The sequence below is a fragment of the Psychrobacter sp. W2-37-MNA-CIBAN-0211 genome (genome assembly GCF_040309405.1).
GTDB classification, from domain to species: Bacteria; Pseudomonadota; Gammaproteobacteria; order Pseudomonadales; family Moraxellaceae; genus Psychrobacter; species Psychrobacter glaciei.
Genome location: NZ_JBEOOU010000613.1, coordinates 1 through 233 on the forward strand (window position 1 = coordinate 1; position 233 = coordinate 233).

1 protein-coding gene is annotated in these 233 nt (G+C 52.8%); it reads right to left on the reverse strand.

Going from position 1 to position 233, the window contains the following annotated elements:
* Positions 1-233, reverse strand: a 233-nt coding sequence (locus tag AAEY72_RS16470; RefSeq protein WP_352311773.1) for a P-loop NTPase family protein, incomplete at both ends; no start/stop codon positions are given.

Here is a 233-nt window from a genome sequence, read left to right on the forward strand (position 1 = left end):
GCACAATCCTGCGAGATGCGGAGAGGTAACGATCAGGCCACGGATTTTATGCCCGGCATGAGCACCTTGTTTCACGTGAACTACGCAATGGTTAAGGCCGCCCAACTTGCCTGATTCACAATTTATCGCAGGATCAGGCAAGGATTGTGCAGAATCGGCGTAACACTGCTTTGAAAGCGCCTTTAAGCTGTGCCCATCGTCAAAGCGCCAAGAGGTTGCCCCATGTCGTCGTC